This is a genomic window from Bacillus sp. LB7, from assembly GCF_030449715.1.
Taxonomy (GTDB): domain Bacteria; phylum Bacillota; class Bacilli; order Bacillales; family Bacillaceae; genus Bacillus; species Bacillus paralicheniformis.
The window spans coordinates 12,201-33,705 of the sequence record NZ_JASGCA010000023.1; the positions used below are offsets into that span (position 1 = coordinate 12,201).

Here is a 21,505-nt window from a genome sequence, read left to right on the forward strand (position 1 = left end):
ACGGTAATTACGACATATTTCACAAAAATGTCATTCCTTTTGTCACACTTTAGACAAATTATTTTATACTTTCATATCGCGTTTACAAAAGGCCCACCACGCCGCTCCGAGAAAAAACACGAGATGGAGAAAGACGATGAAGAGCGAAAACAAAGGCGTCATCCCGGCAAAAAGCGGCTTGGCCTCTCCGGCGTATTGCGTTAAATTGGTATTGGCGAACAATAAAAATTTACCGAGCGGTTTTTCCAAATACGACATAATCGTCACAAGCATTTTGGCGCCGTACAGCACGACAATCGACACCATGATGCTGAGCGCGCTGCTTTTAAACAATGCAGAGCATAAAAACGCAAAGGAAACCATCATCCATACTTCAAACCACTGCGTCCCGATCATTGTCACCGTATTGATAAAGAGCGGCTCCGCTTTTTCGTCGAGCTTCACGCCGAAAAAGAGCAGACCGAATAATAAAGAAAATCCGTAGTAAATGATAAAAAGCCAAATGCTTGCGAGCACGCTCGTCACGTATTTTGAAACAAGAATTTTTTCTCTTCTGACTGGGCGGATCAGCAAAAATTTGATCGTCTTTTTATCATATTCAAAGGATATAATTGAAGCCGCCACCACAATCGAAAGCCCCTGCAAGAGGATATTCAGGTTTGGGGTGAATGAAAAATAGCCGATAAAATGATCCTCTGTCCCGGCGCTCATCAGGATTCTTTTCGTTATGAGCGCGAGGAGAAATTGAAAGACTGCGATCAGCGCCAGCGATACAAATGTTACTTTTCGCTTCAGCAATTTAACATGCTCGTTTTGAATCAGTTTAAACATCAGCATTCCTCTCTTCCGTTCCATTCGTCCGCGCCATATATTCATCCTCAAGAGACTGCTTAAACGGAGCAATCGAATAGACGTCAATATGATTGGCGACAAGCTGTTGATTTAAAGCAGGAATTTGCGTTTTCGCCACCTTTACGGTAAGCAGGCCTTTTTCGGCGTGAGCTTCGTATCCCTGGTCTTTCAGCCACTGAAGCGCTTTGTCATGAGGCTGTACCTCCAGCATCGCCTTTTCCTGCTTTTCATCTGCATCATTGAGGTCGACGGTTGATTTGATTTTTCCTTGTTGAAGGATGACGACCCGATCGCACAAATCTTCCACTTCCTTCAGCAAGTGGGTCGCAAACAGGATCGCCGTTCCTTCTTCTTCGGCGAGTTCACGCAGATGTTCGCGGAAATCTTTCATTCCCGCCGGGTCCAATCCGTTCGTCGGCTCGTCCAAAATCAACAGCTTCGGCCGGTGAAGAATCGCCTGGGCGATACCGAGGCGCTGTTTCATTCCGAGCGAGTACGTTTTGACCTTGTCTTCTGCGGCATCTTCAAGACCGACCCTGCTGATCACTTCCGCCAGTCTTTCCCGTCCGATTCCAGCGTGCATATTTGCATAGTGTTTCAGATTTTCATAGCCTGTCAGATACGGATAAAATTCAGGATTTTCAACGATGGCTCCGACGGACCGGATCGCTTTTTCAAATTGGCGGTCAATCGAAAAGCCGTTTATGACAATTGATCCGCTTTTCATTTTCATTAAGCCGGTGATCAATTTGATGAGGGTCGTTTTTCCTGATCCGTTCGGGCCAAGCAGGCCGATGATCTCCCCTTCATCCGCCGTTAAGCGGATATCCTTCAATATCGTTTTGCCGTCTATGATTTTATCAACATTTTCTATATGTAAAACAGGCTGCTTTGTCATAGCCCCCTCCTCTTTCCCCAAAAAATAAACAGTGCCGAAAAGGCACTGTTTGATTATATCATTTTTGAGTTACACGGAAACTTCACTATGAGGGGCTTCAATTTTGCCGTGTTTCTTTTCCGTTTCGGTGACGATGACTGCACATGCTGCATCGCCTGTTGTATTGACAGCCGTACGAATCATGTCCAGAAGTCGGTCAATTCCCAATATTAGCGCAATTCCCTCAACTGGAAGGCCAACTGTTTGAAGAACCATGGCGAGCAGAATCAGTCCGACACCCGGGACACCCGCTGTTCCGATGCTGGCAAGCACTGCCGTGAGAACTACCGTCAAAAGCTGTGTGAATGTCAGGTCATAACCGTACACCTGAGCGATAAAGACTGTTGCTACCCCTTGCATAATTGCCGTTCCGTCCATGTTGATCGTAGCTCCGAGCGGCTGAACAAAACTTGAGATCGGCTCTGGAACTTTCAGCTTTCTTTGAGCGACATCCATCGAAACCGGAAGCGTCGCGTTGCTGCTGGACGTACTGAAAGCGACAAGCATAACCTCTGAAAAATCTTTAAAGAATGTGAGCGGGTTCCGCTTTGCCAGAAATGCAATCGCTGAGCCGTATGTGACGATGGTGTGGATGAACAGCGCCAGAATGACGACGATCATATAAAGTCCCATTGCTTTAATGGCGTCCCAGCCTTGGCTTCCGATCGCCCCGGCAATCAAGCCGAACGTACCGTACGGTGCGAACTTCATGACGAGATTGACGAGATACATCATTAGATCGTTACCTTGTTCAACCACTTTGAGAAGAGCGTCCGCTTTTTTGCCGAGCATCGTAATTCCGAGACCGACCAAAATGGAGAAAGCAATGATTTGCAGCATATTCCCTTCAGCCATTGCCTGAACCGGGTTTGTCGGAATGATGTTCAAAAGCGTTTCGGCAATGCTTGGCGCTTTCTGTGCTGAATATTCCGCAGCGCTTGTATCATATGTTCCGATGGTTCCCGGTTTGATGACCAACGCTAAAACAAGTCCGATCATAATGGCAATTGCAGTTGTCACTAAAAAGAAAGAAATCGTTTTGGCACCGATTCTGCCCAGTTTCTTTGGATCTCCAAGTCCTGCCACCCCTAAAGTCAGAGAAAAGAAAACAATCGGTACAACGAGCATTTTAATTAAGTTAAGGAAGATCGTGCCGAGCGGCCCGAATAAAAATGTATTAAGCTTGCTGAATAAATCCGGTGAAGTGACGTTCAGTATAATACCGACGGCTGCACCGAGTAATAGAGCGATAATAATTTTTGTTGCTAACTTCATATAACATATCTCCCCTTTCCAAAAAAAGCCCATGAGAGATCTCCCATGGGCTTTTACCATTAAAATTGGTCCACATGACTCTCTTCACGTTGATGAGGTTAGCTGACGGGTTCGGACGAAGAGATGTCCGTCTTTCAGTTCGCACGGGAACAGAAAAATTCACCCCAAATGATCGGGTCCCCCACTCCTACTAAAGGATTAAACGTGTGGCGCTATTTCGTTATATAACAGTTATACCTGAAAATTCGAAATATGTAAACCAAATTTTCCGATTTACAAATATATGCTATTTTCGGGTGCCAGCTGTTCGGTTTTTCTCCTGATTTGTAACATCAAGTATATCAAGCAGGAAAACAAATATTGGAATACCGATAATTAAACCCCAAATCCCAATAAAATGTTCAGAAAAAATCAGCACGATAAACGTGAAGAAAATCGGCAGTTCCGTCTTGGCGGACATCAATTTCGGATTGAGGAAATAGGCCTCTATCGCATGGACGATCATGATGACCAATACCAGTGATACGATATAAGCGATTCCGCCGATGCTGTAGGCGATAATACTTAACGGAATAAGAGAGAGCACAACGCCTGCGACCGGAACCAGCCCGAGGAAAAACACCATAACGGCAAGGCCGAAAAGCTGAGGAAAACCCATAATCGCGAGGGCAATAGTCGTCAGTGCGCAATTGATGGTGGCGATAATAAACTGAGCCTCAAGCACCTTTCCGAACGTTCTCGTGAATTTTTTCCCAAAGTAAGCAATTTCCTCGTAGAAAATAGCTATTTTGCTCGTCTTAAATTTATCCATTAAGCTCAAGACCTTGTCTTTTTCGATCAATAAGAACATGCTGAGAACCAATGACATAACCACCTGCAGGCCAAACGCGCTAATATCCGTGATATATGTATAGATAAAGTTAAGACCTTTTTCCAAATAGGATGTCAAATTGATATCGCCGAACATACCGGTGATCATATCGAGAAAAGGAATGCTGTCAGGGTGAGAAGCGATATACTTTCCTTGTTTGATCAGCTGCTGAATCTGGGTGACGATCACGGGGTAATAGACCACACCGCCGATCGAAAGCGCGATGGCAAGAGCCGCATACAAACAGGAAATAATCAGTCTCTGGCTGACTTTAATAAAGCGGTTTAAAAAACCGCGAATCACATTTTCCAGACGGTTCATCAAAAACGTAAAGATAAATGTGAGCAATATGAGATTCATCATGCTGCGGAACAGATATAAAACTCCCGCCAATACAACAAAAACTGAAAAACGCCTGACCCCAGGATGCTGAAAAAATTTAAACAACGCTGCCATTCGGTACACTCCCACCAGTACTTTAGTCCTTAACTTTTAGCATTCAAACTTTTATAATTACAATTTGATGCATCATCTGTAAATTATATAACAAAACAGACCGGAAATCTCTTCAGAAGATCAATAATTAATAATATTTTAATATGGACGTTCGCGCGGCAGCGGTAGCATCTTCCATAAAAAGAGAGGGGCTGATGTTCAGCCCCTCTCTTCACCGCTCATTAACCGCTTCTTCTTTGGCGTCCGCCTTTTTCACCGTTTTCTTGATAGAATTCCTTGTCATGGTTACGGCTTGTCGCTTCTCCGCCTTTTTGACCGATCTCCTTGTAGAATTCTTTGTCATGGTTTTTGCTTGTGGCTTCTCCGCCCTTTTCACCGATTTCCTGGTAGAATTCTTTGTCATGATTACGGCTTGTGGCTTCTCCGCCTTTTTCGCCGATTTCCTGGTAGAATTCTTTGTCATGATTACGGCTTGTGGCTTCCCCGCCTTTTTCGCCGATTTCCTGGTAGAACTCTTTGTCATGATTTTGGCTTGTCGCTTCTCCGCCTTTTTGACCGATCTCTTGGTAGAATTCTTTATCATGGTTTTGGCTTGTTTTTTCTCCGCCTTTTCTGCCTGCTTCTTCCCTGCTCATTTTGTTGTTGTCATTATTGTTTGCCATTTTCGATTCCTCCTTTTGAAGTGTTATGGTTTTTACATTCCACATTTCAAAAAGAGTAAACACTAATAGCACATTCACGAAAGAGTCCGGGAATCATGCGATTGTCCGCTGCCCTTTATCGCCCATTCCGGTACCGGAGCCGGCGCATTGTTCTGCAGCGTCTTAGATATCTCGGCAGGCTCTTCAAACAGCGCAATGTTGATGGATTCGAACGTGCCTTTCTGATTTGTTCTTTCATATATTGCATCATGATGTTCCGCCATAAAGTTCAAATAATCTCGCTTCGATTTCCAAAGCACGAGGACAACGGCTTCCGGCCCGTCTTCTGTTTCCACCCATCCGCCCCACTGCCTGATGAATCCGCTGACGTATTGCAGCGGGGCCCATTTGGCCTGCGCCTCGCTGAACGCTTGAAGTTGCTGTTCGGCTGATTTGCACCGTATCAGCTTCAGCACATTCCCTTCCGCGAAAGCGACGGTTTCCGCATTCGTTTTTTCTATACAAAGGTTAACCGATCTTACATGAGCGCGCGTCCGGTGAATGACACCTTTCGGAATCAGCAGGGAATCGTTCGCTTTCAGAACTTCTGTAGGACGGTCCTGAAAATCGATCAACAGCTCTCCTTCCAAAACAATAAACAGCTCATCTGAGCCGGGATGGAAATGCCATACGTATTCGCCCTCCAAAACAGCAATTCGCATACAATGGTCGTTCACTTCCGAAACGGAAAAATTGGCGTGCTTTTCTGTGACTTTCTTTGTCAATTCAAGAAGATTCGTTTTGCGATCCATCAGCTTCCCCCACTTTTGATTTGATTTTCTCCCGAACTTATTTTACCATTTGACTTTTGAGCGTGCGCCTTTTAAAGTGTTGGATATTGGTGAAAAAACGGTTTGAACCTATAGAAGAGGTGTACATCATGCAAAATCAAAACGGAAAAGCTTCAGGGCTTTTGCCGCTGTTTTTATTTGTTTGTTTATTCGTTGGATCAGGCTTGATCACAGGCGACTTTTACAGCCTGCCAATCGTGGCCGCGGCGCTTGCGGCATCGGTTGTCTCACTGGCGATGAATCGCAAGGAGAAGCTCAGCCAAAAGACGGAGTGGTTTGCGAAAGGCGCCGGACACCCCGATATTATGATCATGGTGATGATCTTTATTTTGGCCGGCGCGTTTTCATCTGCCGCAAAGGCGATGGGAGCCGTCGAATCAACCGTTAATCTCGCGCTTTCGTTTGTACCGGGGCAGTTTATGGTTGCCGGTTTATTTATCATCGCTGCGTTTATCTCTGTGTCGATGGGCACGTCAACCGGAACGATTGCTGCGCTCGCTCCGATCGCTGCGGGGATCAGCGCTGAGATCGGCGTTCCTGCGGCCTATTCGGTTGCTGCGGTTGTAGGGGGCGCGATGTTCGGTGATAACTTATCATTTATTTCCGATACGACCATTGCCGCTGTCCGCACACAAAAGACGAAAATGTCGGACAAGTTTAAAACGAATTTCCTGATCGTTCTGCCAGCCGCGGTTGCGACAGTCATCCTGCTGATGGTGTTTTCAGCCGGAGGCCATCCCGGCGCACAAGCCGGGACTTACAGCTGGGTGAAGGTGCTGCCGTATCTCGGGGTTCTGATATTCGCCCTTCTCGGGTTTAATGTTATGGCCGTTATTTTCGGCGGGATCGTGTTAGCCGGGGTGATCGGAATTTCCGACGGAAGCCTGACGCTTCATACGTACTTAACAGCGATCACCGAAGGCATCGGCGGGATGTCCGAACTGATCATTTTATCGCTTCTGATTGGCGGAATGGCTGAAATGATGAAGCGAAACGGCGGGATCGCATTTCTCCTTCAATTTGTATCGCGGAGAATCCGTTCAAAAAAAGGAGCGGAAGCGGGCATTGCCGGCCTTGTCAGCGCGGCAAACCTGGCGACGGCCAACAATACGATTGCCATCATTACAGCGGGGCCGCTGGCAAAAGATTTATCTGACCGGTACGGAATCGACAACCGGAAATCGGCGAGCATCCTCGATATCTTTTCCTGTGTTGTTCAAGGATTGATTCCTTACGGCGCGCAAATGCTGTCAGCTGCACAAATCGCGAAAATATCGCCTGTCAGCATTCTTCCTTATTCTTTTTATCCGATTTTGATCGGCGTTTGCGGCATATGCGCGATTATCTTCAGACTGCCCCGCTTTACGGAAAAAGCGTAACGCCATGAGAAAGGCTGCCGTTATCAGACGGCAGCCTTTTTATCACTCTGTTTCTGCGGTGTCCAGCTCCGCAAGCCTTTCCATGATCCTCCGCTTTTTATACATCATCATCCCTGTTTCGGCAACGCCGTTCACCATTGAACGATTTGAGATTGCGCCAAAGAGGATGCCTGCGACAGGCACCATTTGAAACAGCTTTTTCCATCCGAAAGAATCGCGGTATGTATAAACAACCTCCCGCCAGCCTTGAATTTGCGAAATCATATTTTCCCGGGAGCCTGATGGTTGATGGTAGCGGCTGAGTTCCTGAATAATCGCTCTTTTCCCGACAATATCAGCAGCGCTGAGCTGCAGGCATTTAATAATGAACATCCGCTCCGTTTTTTCTTTAGGATCGTAGCCGTAAGACACCGCGATGTCCTGCAATGTCTTCAATGAAAGGCCGAGTATTGCGGGAATATCGACGGCAAGCGTGAACAAGCCGCCCACACCGGTTGTCGCTCCTTGGACAGCCGCGGTATTCGCCCTGTTTTTCCCGAGGTTTTCACACATTTGATCCATCACTTCCAAAGGAGCCCTTTGAATATCTTCGACTGTTTCGATTGTTTCATCCAGCAGCTTTTTTTGAAACTGTCGGATCATATGCTTTTCGGACGTCAAATATTGGCCTCCGTTTTGAATAAAGCCGCCGATTTCGTCGAGCAAGAGACCGATTTTATCTTGAATGAATGCCGGCGTAAGCTTGTCCAGAACTTTGAACGGCAGCCGGCCGATCCTTTCCCAAAACCACGCTTTCTGCTGTTCTTTTTCCCATTTTTCAATTTTTTTCAGTTCGTTTTCCAAATCTGTTTTATCGTAGCGCACAGAATGTTCGCCCTCTCAATCGTGTTTTTTTATAGTATACAATGATTCACTTTATGAATCCGTGTTTTTTGATCGGCAGCTGGCGGGTAAACCTTTATGTAAAAGGAGGAATGATCAAATGCCATGGTCAATGGAAGACTATCCCGCTTCATTGAAACATTTGGACAAACCGGTAAAAAATAAAGCCATTGAAATTGCGAATGCGATGGTAGACGAAGGATACGACGAAAGCAGGGCGATTCCGATTGCGACGAGTCAGGCGAAGGAATGGGCGGATAACAGAAGCAAAAGCGAACTCAAATCTTATGCGGAGGAAGCCGATGAAACGGAACGCGGTGACAGCGGTTCGAGCAGCAGGCCGGAGCTTGCGGAAAAGTGCGAGCATGTCATTAAACACGAAAAAGGCTGGGCAGTCAAAGCCGAAGACGCTAAGCGGGCCAGCGAAGTAAAGGATACAAAAGCAGAAGCCGTCGAACGGGCGAAAGAAATCGCCGAAAACAAAGGCACTGCCGTCATCGTCCATAAAAAAGACGGCAGTGTGGAGCGGAAGATCAGGATGAATTAGCGGGGCGCTCCGTTTTTGGAGCGTCTTACTTTTTCCCCGCCAACTCCAATACAGCATCAGCCGCTTTTTGATAGCCGCCGGCATCGCGGAGCGAGCGGCCGATATTGGCGGCGCCGTCTTTATAGGAGCGGTTTTTAAGCATCTCTTCAATCGTTTTTTGTAAAACAGCCGGAGAAAGTTCATTTTTATCCAGCTTGATCCCGGCGCCTGTACGTTCCACCTGACCTGCGACGAAAAACTGGTCTGCACCCATCGGGATGACGATGAGCGGCGTATCAAAGTACAGGCCTTCATTTGTACTGTTCATGCCGCCGTGGGTGACAAATACATCGGCTTTTTTCAAAACCTCCAATTGCGGGATATACGGCCTCACGATAAAATGATCCGGTATGGTGCCGAGATCCGCGGGGTCCGTTGATTTCCCGACAGCCATAACCACCTTGCCGTCAAAGTCTTTCAGCGCTTCGATACACATATGATACAGTTCTTTTTGCTGATTAAAGATTGTGCCCATCGAGATCACGATGACGGTTTCCCCCTCCAGCTCAGCGAACGGAAAGCTGCCTGGGTCCTGCCTGCTCGTAATTGACGGCCCGACAAACAAATAGTCATTGCCAAATCGTTCGGCATGAGGCTGAAACTCCCTGGAGGTAAAGACAATCGTAATATCCCCCGGACAGGAGAACACGTCAAACGGCTTGTCGAGGCTGACGGGATACCGCTCACTTAATTCGCCGAGGGATTGCTTCAATTTTTCAAAATACGGCGAGCTTTCAAGGTCGCCTTGCAGGGTAAACGTTTTTGCAAACGTCTCGTCCATTGCAAATGTCGTACATAACGAAACGCTCGGCAGCCCAAGCATTTCAGCAATGATTTTCCCCGCCAAAAAGTGATGGTCATATATTACATAATCATAAGACTCGCTCCTGACTTCCCGGTAGATGAGCTGAACGATCTCATCGACTTTACCCGACATATTGTAAACCAACTCGGCAAAGTCCCTCTTTTCTTTTTCCTTCCCTGGTGATAAAGCCTCTCTGAAATCCGGGTATAAACGGACTTCCGCGCCTGTTTTTTTAATTTTTTCAGCGTATTCCTCAACTGCATAATATACGATGCTTTCTCCTCGTCTTTGCAGCTCCTTTGTGACGCCAAGAGAAGGATTGATGTGCCCCTCCCCCGGGAAATTGATCATCAGTACATGTCCCATCACAGATCTTCCTTTCTCATACGAAAATTTATATAAGGAAATTTACTACAAAAAGACAAATGAAGTAAATAAATTTAATTAAGTTAATAATACATAAACATAACTATATGACCATTTGTCTGTTTCTGCATATCTTTCCTTTAAATTTTTTTGCCATGCAAATGAGCGTATATCATTAGAGAAAACAGGCTCTTTATTACTTGACAGCCCAAATCGGAAGACGATTTTCCTTTTTTTAAAAGCAAATTAAAACACGGCTGATCGAGGCACAATACATCATAAGAAACAACCTACGGAGGTTTTACCATGGATACGAAAGCAACCAGGATCGAAAAGGATTTTCTAGGCGAAAAGGAAGTTCCGGCTGACGCCTATTACGGCGTACAAACCATGAGGGCCGTGGAGAACTTTCCGATTACAGGCTATCGGATTGATGAAGAGCTGATTAAAGCTTTGGCAATGGTCAAAAAAGCGGCGGCTCTCGCCAATATGGATATTAAACGTTTATATAAAGAGCTCGGCGAAGTCATTGTAAAAGCGGCCGGCGAAATAGCGGAAGGGCTCTGGCACGATCATTTTATTGTCGACCCCATTCAAGGCGGCGCCGGCACTTCAATGAATATGAATACAAATGAAGTGATCGCAAACAGAGGTTTGGAGCTTTTAGGAAAAGAAAAAGGTGATTACTTCCATTTAAGCCCGAACACGCATGTCAATATGGCCCAATCTACAAATGATGTGTTTCCGACAGCCATTCATCTGGCCACATTGAATCACTTAAGACAGCTCATATCGACGATGGAGCATATGCTGGATGCCTTCCGCAAAAAAGCGGCGGAGTTCGATTCCGTTATCAAAATGGGCCGCACCCATCTTCAGGATGCTGTTCCGATCAGGCTCGGCCAGGAATTCGAAGCCTATTCCCGGGTGATCGAACGCGATATTCAGCGGATCAAGCAGTCGCAGCATCATCTCTATGAAGTCAATATGGGAGCCACCGCAGTCGGCACAGGTTTAAACGCCGATCCGAGATATATTCAAAGCGTTGTCGCACACCTGTCAGATATCAGCGGCTATCAGCTGACAGGCGCAGACCATCTTGTCGATGCCACACAAAATACGGATGCCTACACAGAAGTATCGGCTGCTTTGAAAGTCGGCATGATGAACATGTCCAAAATTGCCAACGATTTGCGTTTAATGGCGTCAGGCCCGAGGGCGGGACTTGCCGAGATCCGGCTGCCGCCCCGCCAGCCCGGCTCCTCCATCATGCCCGGAAAAGTAAATCCGGTGATGCCTGAGCTGATGAACCAGATCGCATTTCAAGTGATCGGCAACGATCATACCATCTGCCTTGCATCAGAGGCGGGGCAGCTTGAGTTAAACGTGATGGAGCCCGTACTCGTCTTTAATTTGCTGCAGTCGATTAAAATCATGAACAACGGATTTCGCGTCTTTACCGATTACTGCATCACCGGAATTGAGGCGAATGAGATCAGGCTGAAAGAATTCGTCGAAAAAAGCGTAGGAACGATTACGGCCGTCAATCCGCACCTCGGCTATGAAGCTGCCGCACGAATTGCGAAAGAAGCGATTGCCACAGGACAATCCGTGCGCGAGCTGTGTTTGCTCCACGATGTTTTGACAGAGGAAGAATTGGATCTCATTCTCGATCCGTATGAAATGACACACCCTGGCATCGCAGGCGCTTCGCTTCTCGAAGATTAGCCATCCGTCTTTCTCAATATGCTTTCAAGCGTTTATAGACGCCCGAGACGGGCTAAACATTTAATATAAATCAATTGAAAGAGGTGGAAAGACAATGTTAGGATTTCTCGTTTCTTTAATTGTTGCGATTGTCATTGGTTTGATCGGAGGTGCAATCGGAGGCAGCGGCGCTCCCTGCGGATGGATCGGCTCCATGGTTGTCGGCTTTGTCGGAGCTTGGATCGGCCATGGACTGTTCGGAACGTGGGGGCCTGATATTGCGGGATTCGCCATCTTTCCGGCGATTATCGGAGCCGCAATTCTCGTCTTCATTTTAAACCTGATCTTCCGCGGAAGAATGGGTTCTCAGGCCTAATATCCGGCCAGCATCGCCCGAAAGCGGTGCTGGTTTTTTTGTTTGGGCGAAACCGTTCGCGCATATACTATAGCATCTTATGGTTGACAATTGATCATCGCGGGCATATGATGATGATATAAATTTGCACTAAGGAAACTTTTGTGTACAAGGAAAAACAACTGAGAATCTAGGTGAATCAAATGGTCAGTCACGATTTGTCCAAACACTCGCAAATATCAAAAGAAGCTCAAGATGCACTGGACGGAAAAAGCAAAGGCTTTAAAAGGCTGCTCCCTTTTTTGGGTCCGGCGTTTATCGCGGCTATAGCTTATATTGATCCCGGCAATTTCGCCACCAATATCGCGGCTGGTTCGAAATACGGCTACTTGCTTTTATGGGTGATTCTTTTTTCAAATATTATGGCTTTGCTGATTCAGTCGCTGTCTGCCAAGCTCGGAATTGCAACGGGTAAAAATCTGCCCGAAGTCGCCCGGGAAGAATTCCCTAAACCGGTCTCCATCGGCTTGTGGATTCAGGGAGAGCTTGTCGTGATCGCGACCGACTTGGCCGAATTTATCGGAGCTGCTCTCGGTCTCTACTTGCTGTTCGGTATACCGATGCTTGAAGCATCGATTATTGCAGCCGCCGGATCTTTCGCGATTTTGGAACTGCAAAGGCGCGGCGTCAGGCCGCTTGAAGCAGCGATAACAGGAATGCTGTTCATCGTCGTGATCGCTTTTGCCTTTCAAACCTTTTTTGCAAAACCTGATATCGGATCGGTTTTGGAGGGCATGTTTGTTCCCCGCTTCGATGGTGCAGACAGCATCCTGCTGGCGGCGGGAATCTTGGGAGCGACCGTGATGCCGCATGCCATCTATCTTCATTCCGCTCTCACACAGCGGAGAGTGGTCGGAAAAACGGAAGCGGAAAAGAAAAAGATATTCCGGTTTGAGTTCATCGACATTTTGATCGCCATGCTGATTGCCGGAGCAATCAATGCGAGCATGCTGATCGTCGCCGCTGCACTGTTTTATAAGAACGGCATTTTTGTCGAAGACCTTGATGTGGCCTTTAGCCACTTCAGCAGCATGGTCAGTCCGCTTTCCGCGGTACTGTTCGGCGTCGGCCTGTTAATCGCCGGTTTATCGAGTTCGTCTGTCGGAACGCTTTCAGGAGATATTATCATGCAAGGCTTCATTAATTTCAGGATTCCGCTTTATTTAAGACGGTTCATTACGATTTTGCCGCCTATAGCCATTATTGCTTCAGGGGTGAATCCGACAACCGCTCTTGTCTTGAGTCAGGTCGTCCTGTCATTCGGCATCGCCTTTGCCCTTATCCCGCTTATCTTATTTACGAGCAATAAACGCATTATGGGGAGCCTGAAAAATGCGAAGTGGATAACAGCCGTCTCATGGCTGATCGCCGCCTTAATCGTCGCCCTTAATATTTTCTTGATTTACGATACATTTTCTGGTTAAAAGCCGGCCTCGGTCGGCTTTTTTATATTATACTGAAGAAAAGGGGGATTCTGGATGTTTAAATTAATGGTGCGTGATGATCTTTATTTGAAAATGCTCGAACCCAAAGATGCCAAAGCCGTTTATATGCAGATCCAGCAGTCTAAAGATGTGTTGCGGAAATGGCTGTTTTGGGTGGACGGCACAAAGCAGCTGGAGGATACCGAAGCTTTTATTGAAGAAAGTATGAAACAGGCCGCTGCGAACAACGGGTTTCAGGCGGGAATATGGCATCAAGGCCATTTTGCCGGAATCATCGGGCTCCATTATATTAATTGGATCAACCGTACGACTTCGATCGGCTATTGGCTGGGGGAGCCTTTTCAAGGAAAAGGGATGATGACTGATGCCTGCCGGGCGCTGATCGACACGCTTTTCAGCGAATACGATTTAAACCGAGTTGAAATCAGAGCCGCTGTTCAAAACGTAAAAAGCCAGGCGATTCCGGAAAGGCTCGGCTTCACGAAAGAAGGCTGCCTCAGACAATGCGAGTGGCTCCACGATCACTTCGCCGACCATTTCGTATACGGGCTCCTGAAGGAGGAATACCTCGCCCGCAGCAAATGAGTCCGGGATTTGTCACACGCATTTCACATTGCAATCTGTTATGATAGATAAAAAAATATGGAGTTTTGATCATGAGAGTATTTATACTGTTTTACTTATGGATTGTCCCGCTCGTCATCGGGCTGATATTTTTTCGGGTGACCCAACGGACAAGCTTTAAAAAAAGGTTTTATCCAGGCTATATCATGATCGGTCTTGCTGCGGCTGTATTTGCCGTCTGTTACCTGATCGGACAGCCTTATCTCGGGAATTTCTTCGGCGGTACAATGCTGTTCGGCACCCTGCTGCCGTTCATGGCTGCCGCAATGAAGAAAAAGAAATAACGAACCTCAAAAAACCCCGGCATGTTTTGGGAAAGCCGGGGTTTTTGATCACTTATTTTCTCTGTTTGCACCAAAACCCGCTGATTCACAAACCGGTTTTCAGACAACTGGGCTTTATTTGTTCACTAGATCAACGTCGATCACCTGATAGAAAGCGTTTTCAGTATCAGCCACATCCCAAACGGCCAATATGACATGATACCCGGAGCGGTCTTCTGGAATGTAAATTTCGTGAGATAAATGGCGAGATGCAGGGGAACCATCATGCGGCACGGTTCCAATCCGTTCGAAATCTGCACGCTTAAGCGGTTTGTCAGGATCCCAGCCTTTTTTGGTGATATAGTAGTGCCATTGGCTGGTGTTGTGGGGGGCGGTATATGTCCAGGTAAAGGTGTGTTCCCCGCCGGTCATAATATGTTTAAACCAGCGATTTTCCGACTGTTGATCAAGAATCCCGCCGAACAGTCCGCCCGCGGATGCTATTTGTCCGTCTGCCGGGCCGTCATGCGGAAACCCTTTTTTCGCTTCGAGGCTTTGTGGCTCATACATCACGCTTCCGCAGTTCAGATTGAGAAGTCCGTAAGCCTCACTGCACAGAGCCGCTCTGCTCTCCGGTTTTTCGACAAAACCATGAGCGAAGGCTTGCTGAGGAACGATTGACATCAACAGCAATCCGGCTGCTAGTATGAAAGCTGTACTGAAGGTACTTTTCATAACATAATCCACGTTTCAATCCCCTCTCTTTTTATCGTGTTGAGACGGGTTTTGATGCAAAAAGAAAAAACGCGGACATTCCAATACTATCCATCAAATTTTAACACCTGAACATGATAAAGCCAAGGGACGATCTCCCTTGGCATCATACTAAAAAATCCTTTTCAAACTTTTTTTCAGCGGCGGCAAGTCGAGCTCTTTTTTCTCAACCAGTTTTTTGATCATATATTTGCTGTAGTTTACAGCTTGCGTATAGGATATTTTTCCCGGAAGCGGCGGTTCATCTGCTATTGCCACATCGATAATCGACGGTTTTTGTGATTGAAAGGCATTTTTCAAAGCCGGTATGAGCTCTTCGTGCTTTGTCACGCTGAAGCCCTTCCCGCCGCAGGCCTCGGCAAACTTGGCATAATCGACGTTTTCGAGCGCCGTCGCATAATTTACATGCCCTTTTTCCTGCTGTTCATATTGAATCATTCCCAAGTTCTGATTATTTAAGATCACGACAACAATCGGCAGGTCATATTTGACAGCAGTCGGAAAATCGTGCATGGACATGCTGAAGCCGCCGTCTCCGCATACGGCTACAGCTTGGCGCTCCGGATTGGAAAGCTTTGCCGAAATCGCGCCTGGAAGACCGCATCCCATCGTGCCAAGCCAGCTTGAAATCAGAAAATCCTGACTGGTCATATTAAAATGGCGCGCCGTCCAAACCGTCACATTTCCGACGTCAACGGACAGGACCGCATCATCGGCGACTGCGTCCTCAAGCCTTGCAATCACCTGCTGAGGCTTAAGCGGTGCTGTCGCCACCTGTTCGTCTTTTTCAATTTCATAGCGCCACTTCCTCATATGTTGTATACAGCTTTCCAAAAATGCGCGGTTCGATTTCCGTTCAATGGTTTTCGTCAGTTCCAAAAGCCCTTTTTTCGCATCGCAGACAAGGCCGGCGGTGACAGGATACCGTTTGCCGATTTTCGCCGGGTTGTTATCAAGCTGAATAGCCGGCGCATCTTCCGGCAGATAATCGCGGTATGGAAAAGAAGTCCCCAGCATGATCAACAGATCGCTTTCCTCCATCGCTTCATATGCGGGTTTTGTGCCGATGTGTCCGAGGTTCCCGAGCATGTGCGGGTGCCGATCGGGTACGACTCCTTTCCCGGGGAGCGTAACGATGATCGGGGCGGCCGCTTTATCGGCAAATTCGAGCAGCTCATCTCTTGCCGATTTCATTCCTTTTCCCGCTAAAATCACCGGCTTTTTCGCATGATTAATCAATTGTGCGCATTGCATCAGCTGGCTTTGCTTCGGTTGAAGATCGCCTTCGATATAAAGCGCAGACGTATAAACCGGCTTCCGCTTAATCTTTTCCGCAAACAGATCATCGGATACGCTCAGTACGGCGACCCCTTTTTGGCTGTAGGCGGTACGGATCGCCTGATTTAAAAGGTCAGGCAGGGCTTCGGCCGAATGAACCTGCTGATTAAAGACAGCCACATCCTCAAACATTCGTTCAAGACCGATCTCCTGAAAGTAATCTCTTCCGATTTCATTCGAAGACACCTGCCCTGTAATCGCCAGCACAGGCGCCCCGTCAGCTTTCGCGTCATACAAGCCGTTCAGAAGATGAACGGCGCCCGGGCCCGCTATCGAAAGGCAGACGCCGATTTTGCCTGTCAGCTTCGCATCGGCTGCGGCAGCGAGAGCAGCGGTTTCTTCATGGCGCACTTGAATGAAGCGGAGGCTGTTTTCTTCATGCCGCAATTCATCGATAAATTCGTTGACGCTGTCGCCCGGCATGCCGTAAACATGATCAATATTCCATTCCTTCAGCAGTTCTGCAGCTGCTTTTCCTGCGGTTTTGTTTGCCATATCACGTCCTCCTTTGTTTCTTCCATACCACTTTTTCGCTGACGGGAAACGTGATCCGGCATGCTGACGAAAGTGAAGGAAAAAACACACAGCGGCTGTTTCATACTTTGTGTTCCCAGCCGTGCTCATCTCGCATAAAGATCTCCCCACCGCACTGCTGAACTTGAAGACGTGCCCGGAAAATCCGGCGGCATCCGATCCTAAGCACCACTCCATGTACACATGATCAAACCTACTAAAAGCCTGCCGCTCATTTTGATATGCCCCCGCAAAGTTAGACAATAAAATGTCATGAAGCGGTTGGACCGGCATGAATCCGGAATTGTATTGGACTCATACCTTTTCATTTGATCTTCATCCGTTAGCAGCGCTGTTATAGCAATTGGGGCGCAGTTCATTCACACAAGTGTTGAAACTTTTTTCAATATTTAAATTGTTATAATTTAGGCTAATAGTTATAATTTAACAGAAATAAACCACATTTGCATAACTTCGATGAAAGTTAAATCCTTCGTCAAACACAGGGGTGGTCGTGGCGGCAAATATTATCATCTGCTGTTATAAAAAATTTATAGTATTCGAGAAATGGATTATTTATCCAATCACCCTAATCTGATGGGTCAGCAGTGCTCGTACGTATGTGATTCCGCCTGTCATGCGGCATTGTATCAAGGTTACTCCATTTTAGAAAGACAAGCTGGTCTATGAATGTGGATACACGACAAGCTCAATCCGCTTGTTGAGTCTCCTCGGCACGTTAGGTATTCATAATGCTGCAGATTGTCAGTTTCAAGTGCTGTGGTCTTCGAGATTCGGTTGTTGCGATCTGAAGGTATTTTCACTGAAACTATAGTCGAACACTCAAATCTTCTTATCTTATCAACCGTATACTTCATAGTCTAAGTTTCGGGTGAAAAGGAGAGACGCAGATCGTCAAGGTAAAGTCCCTCTCATTTATCAAAAGAATTTAGAATTGGAGGCATTTACATGTTATCAGAAATAGAAAAGGGGCTTGAGGGCCTGCGTGTCAAACTTGATCGTATTGATGAACAACTGTTGGATACATTGAAAGCACGTTTAGAATGCTGCATTAAGATTGGATTATACAAACGCGAGTATCATATTCCGATGATGCAGCCGCACCGAATTAACTTTGTCCAGGAACGGGCAGCTCGATACGCTGACGAGAATGGTCTAAGTCAAGAGTTTTTGCGTAACCTTTATGAGCTCATTATTTCTGAAACGTGCAGGGTTGAGGATATCGTCATTGATAATTCAGAAAATCGCAGACAGGACATTTCTTTTTTGCCCGGCCGGGCAAAAAAGAAAAAGGGAGGAATTGTTTAATGGGGGCAGGGATACAAACACTTCTAATTGACAACTATGATTCATTCACTTACAACCTCTATCAATTGATCGGCGAAGTAAATGGCCGACCGCCAATCGTTGTCCGTCATGATGCAGACTGGTCACAAGTACCGATTGATGAGATTGACAACATCGTGATCTCCCCAGGCCCCGGTCGACCGGAACGGGTTGAGGACTTTGGTATTAATGCAACTGTTATTCAAGAAGCTAAGCTGCCAGTTCTCGGAGTCTGTCTTGGACATCAAGGTATAGCTCATTTGTTTGGCGGAAAGGTGAACCACGCTTCTGAGCCCATGCATGGACGAACATCAGTCATTCACCATTCAGGGGTTGATATCTTTGACGGGCTTCCGCCTGAGTTCTCTGTCGTACGCTATCACTCCCTTGTCGTTACTGATCTGGGTGATGATGTGAAAGCGATTGCCTGGACAAAAGATAAGTTGATTATGGGGCTTCGACACCGCCATCTGCCGATTTGGGGTGTGCAATTCCACCCCGAGTCAATCTGCAGTCATTATGGGCACGAGTTGCTTGCCAACTTTCGAGACCTGACTCCGAAGCGCACTGAACAATCAAGACCGTCTCCCAAATTAAAGGAGCCTTCCCAATCTAAAAGCGATTTCTACCGGATTCATTTTCGAAAATTATCGGGATTTCCTGACGCTCAGTTAAGTTACCAGACACTATTTGCTGATGCACCTCATGGATTCTGGCTTGACAGCAGCAGTGTCATCGAAGGCTTGTCACGATTTTCCTATCTTGGCGATGGTGCCGGAGAGAATGCTGAATATATAACCTATAGCGTAGCAGAGGGTGTTGTAAAAGTACAACGTTCGGGTCAAGAGACGGAGTTCATTGAACAGTCATTTTTTGATTATCTTGATGAGCAAATCCGCCGTCGGGCAACATCTGCTCCGAAAGGCCTTCCCTTTGAATTCAATCTCGGCTATGTGGGTTACATTGGCTATGAGCTAAAAGTTGAAACTTGCGGGAGCAGCCGGTATCAATCTGAGATTCCTGATGCGGCCTTGCTTTTCGCAGACCGCATGCTTGTTTTTGATCATCTTGAACAGGAAGCCTATCTGTTGTGTCTTTCGACTGGGGATGAGGATAAGCAAGCACTCAACTGGCTAAACGCTGCAGAGCGAATCTTGGATGACATTCCTGCTGCAGCAAACGATTCGGACAAGGATTCAGTCCTTACATCCGTGCCAGACCACAATATCCCAATCGAGTTTCGGCATAACCGGACTTCTTATCTTCAACTGATCAACAATTGCTTTGAAGAAATCCGCAATGGTGAATCCTATGAGATATGCTTGACTAATTCCGCAACTGTTAATACCCCTATAGATCCTTGGATTACGTATACGCACCTGCGAAGAATCAGTCCGGTTCCCTATGGGGCATTTTTAAACTTTGCGGATGCGGCAGTACTAAGTGCCTCTCCGGAACGGTTCCTCTCAATCAGTGCTGATCGTATCATTGAGTCCAAACCGATCAAGGGTACTCGTATGAGAGGCAGGACTTCTGCTGAAGATCATCAATTACGAAATGAGTTACTAAGTGATGAAAAAGATCTCGCAGAAAACTTAATGATCGTTGACTTAGTCAGAAATGACCTTAACACTGTTTGTGAAATAGGATCTGTTCATGTACCTAAGCTGTTCGATGTAGAAACATATGCACCAGTCCACCAGTTGATCTCGACGATTCGCGGCACTATACGTCCTGACAAATCAACGGTTGATTGCGTCCGTGCTGCTTTTCCAGGCGGTTCGATGACCGGTGCTCCGAAAATTCGGACGATGGAAATCATAGACCGGCTCGAGGATGGCCCCCGCGGTGTCTACTCGGGCAGCCTCGGCTGGTTTGGACTGAGTGGCGCTGCGGATCTTAGCATTGTTATCCGCACAGTTGTTGTGACCGATGACAAGGCGACTTTTGGTGTCGGAGGAGCGATCGTAGCATTGTCAGATCCAGAAGAGGAGTTCGAAGAAACTCAGGTTAAAGCGCGAGCTATGGTCTCAGCTATCGCAGCAGCGGAACTCTCTGCAGTGGGAGGTTCAAGATGAGTCAGGAAATAAGGCAGTGTGTGATTGCGGGGGGAGCCGGCGGCGTTGGCGGGATGTTTGCAGACCTCCTTGAAGGATCGGGTGTTGAAGTATGTATTATCGATAAAAAACCTCCTTCTGTTCGTCGACAATTCAAAAAGTGTGACATCACTGTTCCGACTCCACAGGCCAAAGATATTATTCAGAAGGCGGACATGGTGATGCTCGCTTTACCAGAGACCGCGGCTCTTCAAGCAGTAAAAGTTGTCGGGTCGTTAATGAAGCCTGATTCTCTCTTGGCGCACACTCTTTCTGTCCAGTCACCCATATTTAAAAAAATACACGCTTTCGGTTTGCCTTTCGAAAGCATAGGTCTTAACCCTATGTTTGCTCCAAGTCTTAGTATCGCGGGTAGACCGGTAGCTGTCATCGTTCAAAACGACGGGCCTAAAGGAAGTCATTTGATTCAGATGATTTTAGATTGGAAAGGCCGTCCGGTGCTATTAGAAGCTGAGGAGCATGATCAATTGGCCGCGGCTATGCAAGCACTCACTCATTCAGCGATACTCACCTTTGGATTGGCGCTCGCGGAATTAGATGTTGACATTGCAAAACTTAGTTCCCTTGCCCCTCCTCCGCATGCAACTATGCTTGCGCTACTGGCACGGATTAGTTCTGGAACACCGGATGTGTATTGGGACGTACAATCCGTGAACCACCAAGCAATGACGGTGCGTGCCGCACTGGCTGAAGCAGTTGCATCGTTGAATGAATCGGTGAGGGATCAGTCCGTATTCACCGAACTGCTGCGTAAATCCCGGGAGGTATTTGGATCTGAAATAGCCCATTATCAAGATCTCTGTGCTAGTATCTTTGAAGGTCCAATCGCACCAAAGGAGGGAAAGCACAGCCAAACCAACCACCCGGTTAATAGAGTAGAATCAAGGATTTTAAAAACAACTGATTCCTTAGAACAGGGAACAGCTTTCCGGGACAAATAGAAGTATGAAAATGCCGTGTAGATTCGCGACTTTTCACTGACAAGTTCTTCTTCATAACAGCTAGTTTTGATGATATTTGGTCACATTAAAACAGCCTGCCGTTTCCGGCAGGCTGTCTGC

Annotated in this window: 19 protein-coding genes, 2 pseudogenes and 1 riboswitch; of the genes and pseudogenes, 10 read left to right on the forward strand and 11 right to left on the reverse strand. The window is 46.9% G+C overall.

The features are described from left to right. Positions 1-63: 63 nt before the first annotated feature. The 7 genes and pseudogenes from QMZ64_RS20425 to QMZ64_RS23210 form a co-directional block, all read right to left on the reverse strand. The gene (locus tag QMZ64_RS20425) at positions 64-831 is read right to left on the reverse strand and encodes an ABC transporter permease (protein WP_265624797.1); all 768 of its coding nucleotides are present in this window, start codon (positions 829-831) and stop codon (positions 64-66) included. Further along, a complete protein-coding gene (locus tag QMZ64_RS20430; protein WP_265624798.1) occupies positions 824-1,750 on the reverse strand; it encodes an ABC transporter ATP-binding protein in 927 nt (308 codons plus the stop codon). Before QMZ64_RS20430 ends, QMZ64_RS20425 begins: the two co-directional genes overlap by 8 nt. Positions 1,751-1,819: 69 nt before the next feature. Continuing rightward, positions 1,820-3,064, reverse strand: a complete 1,245-nt coding sequence (locus tag QMZ64_RS20435; RefSeq protein ID WP_243944241.1) for a dicarboxylate/amino acid:cation symporter — start codon at positions 3,062-3,064, stop codon at positions 1,820-1,822. 73 nt (positions 3,065-3,137) lie between these two features. Further along, a riboswitch (cyclic di-AMP (ydaO/yuaA leader) is annotated at positions 3,138-3,279 on the reverse strand. Positions 3,280-3,350: 71 nt separating this feature from the next. After that, entirely contained in the window at positions 3,351-4,391 is a 1,041-nt protein-coding gene (locus QMZ64_RS20440; RefSeq protein ID WP_265624799.1) for an AI-2E family transporter, read from the reverse strand. 221 nt (positions 4,392-4,612) lie between these two features. Beyond that, positions 4,613-5,053 carry a glucose starvation-inducible protein GsiB gene (gsiB, locus tag QMZ64_RS20445; RefSeq protein ID WP_106071083.1) on the reverse strand — a complete coding sequence of 147 codons (441 nt, stop codon included), beginning with the start codon at positions 5,051-5,053 and terminating at the stop codon, positions 4,613-4,615. Positions 5,054-5,127: 74 nt separating this feature from the next. Further along, a complete protein-coding gene (locus QMZ64_RS23205; RefSeq protein ID WP_322784727.1) occupies positions 5,128-5,508 on the reverse strand; it encodes a YdbC family protein in 381 nt (126 codons plus the stop codon). Between the two features lie 6 nt (positions 5,509-5,514). Then, a pseudogene (locus QMZ64_RS23210) lies at positions 5,515-5,844 on the reverse strand (cupin domain-containing protein); the annotation flags it as partial. 128 nt (positions 5,845-5,972) lie between these two features. On the opposite strand from QMZ64_RS23210, the gene QMZ64_RS20455 reads away from it, so the two are divergent. After that, positions 5,973-7,262, forward strand: coding sequence for a Na+/H+ antiporter NhaC family protein (locus QMZ64_RS20455; RefSeq protein ID WP_043926730.1), 1,290 nt, complete (start codon positions 5,973-5,975; stop codon positions 7,260-7,262). A 42-nt stretch (positions 7,263-7,304) separates the two neighbouring features. Here the strand turns inward: QMZ64_RS20455 and QMZ64_RS20460 are convergent, their stop codons facing one another. Next, positions 7,305-8,126 carry an EcsC family protein gene (locus QMZ64_RS20460; RefSeq protein ID WP_265624801.1) on the reverse strand — a complete coding sequence of 274 codons (822 nt, stop codon included), beginning with the start codon at positions 8,124-8,126 and terminating at the stop codon, positions 7,305-7,307. Positions 8,127-8,244: 118 nt separating this feature from the next. Between QMZ64_RS20460 and QMZ64_RS20465 the strand changes: the two genes are divergently transcribed. Continuing rightward, entirely contained in the window at positions 8,245-8,691 is a 447-nt protein-coding gene (locus tag QMZ64_RS20465; RefSeq protein ID WP_265624802.1) for a DUF2188 domain-containing protein, read from the forward strand. Positions 8,692-8,716: 25 nt separating this feature from the next. Here the strand turns inward: QMZ64_RS20465 and QMZ64_RS20470 are convergent, their stop codons facing one another. Further along, a complete protein-coding gene (locus tag QMZ64_RS20470; protein ID WP_265624803.1) occupies positions 8,717-9,901 on the reverse strand; it encodes a macrolide family glycosyltransferase in 1,185 nt (394 codons plus the stop codon). A 306-nt stretch (positions 9,902-10,207) separates the two neighbouring features. Here QMZ64_RS20470 and aspA point away from each other — a divergent pair, with 306 nt between their 5' ends. The 5 genes from aspA to QMZ64_RS20495 all read left to right on the forward strand — a co-directional run bounded on the left by aspA (position 10,208) and on the right by QMZ64_RS20495 (position 14,376). Continuing rightward, entirely contained in the window at positions 10,208-11,629 is a 1,422-nt protein-coding gene (aspA, locus tag QMZ64_RS20475; protein WP_265624804.1) for an aspartate ammonia-lyase, read from the forward strand. A 94-nt stretch (positions 11,630-11,723) separates the two neighbouring features. Continuing rightward, on the forward strand, positions 11,724-11,984 hold the full coding sequence (locus tag QMZ64_RS20480) for a GlsB/YeaQ/YmgE family stress response membrane protein (protein ID WP_301441533.1): 261 nt from the start codon (positions 11,724-11,726) through the stop codon (positions 11,982-11,984). A 182-nt stretch (positions 11,985-12,166) separates the two neighbouring features. Then, positions 12,167-13,447: an Nramp family divalent metal transporter gene (locus tag QMZ64_RS20485; protein ID WP_265624805.1), complete on the forward strand. Its 1,281-nt coding sequence runs from the start codon at positions 12,167-12,169 to the stop codon at positions 13,445-13,447. Positions 13,448-13,501: 54 nt separating this feature from the next. Further along, positions 13,502-14,053: a GNAT family N-acetyltransferase gene (locus QMZ64_RS20490; protein WP_265624806.1), complete on the forward strand. Its 552-nt coding sequence runs from the start codon at positions 13,502-13,504 to the stop codon at positions 14,051-14,053. A gap of 71 nt (positions 14,054-14,124) precedes the next feature. Further along, the gene (locus QMZ64_RS20495; protein ID WP_243944227.1) at positions 14,125-14,376 is read left to right on the forward strand and encodes a hypothetical protein; all 252 of its coding nucleotides are present in this window, start codon (positions 14,125-14,127) and stop codon (positions 14,374-14,376) included. Between the two features lie 120 nt (positions 14,377-14,496). On the opposite strand, the pseudogene QMZ64_RS20500 reads toward QMZ64_RS20495, so the two are convergent. Both QMZ64_RS20500 and QMZ64_RS20505 read right to left on the reverse strand, forming a co-directional pair. Next, a pseudogene (locus QMZ64_RS20500) lies at positions 14,497-15,090 on the reverse strand (lytic polysaccharide monooxygenase auxiliary activity family 9 protein); the annotation flags it as partial. Between the two features lie 150 nt (positions 15,091-15,240). Beyond that, complete coding sequence (locus QMZ64_RS20505; protein WP_265624807.1) at positions 15,241-16,962, reverse strand: pyruvate oxidase; 1,722 nt, start codon at positions 16,960-16,962, stop codon at positions 15,241-15,243. A gap of 987 nt (positions 16,963-17,949) precedes the next feature. Between QMZ64_RS20505 and QMZ64_RS20510 the strand changes: the two genes are divergently transcribed. From QMZ64_RS20510 to QMZ64_RS20520, 3 genes are read left to right on the forward strand one after another with little or no spacing between them, the layout of a single operon-like run. Continuing rightward, on the forward strand, positions 17,950-18,309 hold the full coding sequence (locus QMZ64_RS20510; protein ID WP_265624808.1) for a chorismate mutase family protein: 360 nt from the start codon (positions 17,950-17,952) through the stop codon (positions 18,307-18,309). After that, complete coding sequence (gene pabB / locus QMZ64_RS20515; protein WP_265624809.1) at positions 18,309-20,405, forward strand: aminodeoxychorismate synthase component I; 2,097 nt, start codon at positions 18,309-18,311, stop codon at positions 20,403-20,405. The genes QMZ64_RS20510 and pabB overlap by 1 nt, the downstream gene beginning before the upstream one ends. After that, positions 20,402-21,385, forward strand: coding sequence for a prephenate dehydrogenase dimerization domain-containing protein (locus tag QMZ64_RS20520; protein ID WP_301441534.1), 984 nt, complete (start codon positions 20,402-20,404; stop codon positions 21,383-21,385). Before pabB ends, QMZ64_RS20520 begins: the two co-directional genes overlap by 4 nt. Positions 21,386-21,505: the final 120 nt, after the last annotated feature.